2 protein-coding genes are annotated in these 1,117 nt (G+C 61.9%); both read right to left on the bottom strand.

What is annotated here, in order from left to right; translation table 11 throughout:
- Window positions 1-693, bottom strand: a 693-nt coding sequence (locus AB0K82_RS44680) for a hypothetical protein (protein WP_364409884.1), incomplete at its 3' end; no start/stop codon positions are given.
- 32 nt (window positions 694-725) lie between these two features.
- The coding region (locus AB0K82_RS44675; protein WP_364409881.1) for a hypothetical protein at window positions 726-1,117 on the bottom strand (392 nt) is incomplete at its 5' end.

Genomic DNA, 1,117 nt, shown 5'->3' with positions numbered 1-1,117 from the left:
GTCTCCGGTTTCTGGAGAGTTTCCGCGAAGCCAGAGATGCCAGATCGCGATGTCGCCCGGGGTGCTGCCACCGATTTCGCTCGGGTAGAAAAAAGGCCGTCCATGGCTGGAGGAGGCGGTTGGAAGCGAGGCTCCCGGGCTCGCAATCGGCAGCTCGCGCGTGTGCCAAGGATCTGTGATGCCGGACATCGACCGTTCCAGCAACGGCGTCAGGTGGGCTTCTAGCGTGGAATCGTCACGGACATAGGCGATCATCACCGCCTCGCGATTGGCCCAAGCATACTGCCCCTCGACGAAACGGGCGAGTCCATTCCTGCAATATAGGTCGGCGCCTTTGGAGGTGGACCGGTCGATGAGCTTGCATTCCACGACGATGGGGAAGGAAGGATGGCGGCCTGTGAGAAATATGGAAAGATCAGGGCGCCGCTCGAGATGGGCGCCGTCGAAGCTGATGCTTTCCACCCCTCTCGCTACCGTTGATACCAACTGGGTCCAGAGTGGATCACTAGATCGCAGATTGTTGAGTCTCGCGGCGAGCATCATGTTGATTTCGGCCTCATCGAGATCCAGCGACGTCGGCTGGTCTCGCATCAGGTCGAGCCAGACGCGGGTCACGGTCTCGAGAATGATATCGAGTTGTTCTGCCCCGACGGCGGCAAGCGGCAGTTTTTGGCCCGCGGTCAGTTCGGTCACGAGGTCCGGGCGGGGGCTGAGTACGGTACCCGTCACCGGGGCGTCGTTCCGGACAGAAAGGGCATATGATCCCAGACGAGCCGCCGCGCGACAAGGCGCGCTTGGCTCTCCGACCAGTAGCGCGCCTGGTTGAGGCGGCCGACGACGAGTCGGTTCGCGTCTTGCGATGCATAAATGATCTCGGTCGCCGATAGCTGATCAGCGGCCGCGATCACCTCCGTCCAGGCTAGGTTCCCCGACTGAAGCGAACCAGCCAGTTCCAATGCTACGAAGCGCCAGGGAGACAAGAGCGGAGTTTCCAGTATCTTCACGGTGAACTCACGGCCGTAGCGTATGCCCCACGGCCCGAGGTCGCGGGCCAGCCGATCGACGAACCCGCCAAGTTCTAGGTGCGTCGCCGGTTCCTGCGCGGCTTTCACATTCG

Origin of the sequence: Actinoallomurus sp. NPDC052274, assembly GCF_040679475.1 — a bacterium.
Classification (GTDB): domain Bacteria; phylum Actinomycetota; class Actinomycetes; order Streptosporangiales; family Streptosporangiaceae; genus Actinoallomurus; species Actinoallomurus liliacearum.
This window is presented reverse-complemented; position numbering and strand designations above follow the sequence as displayed.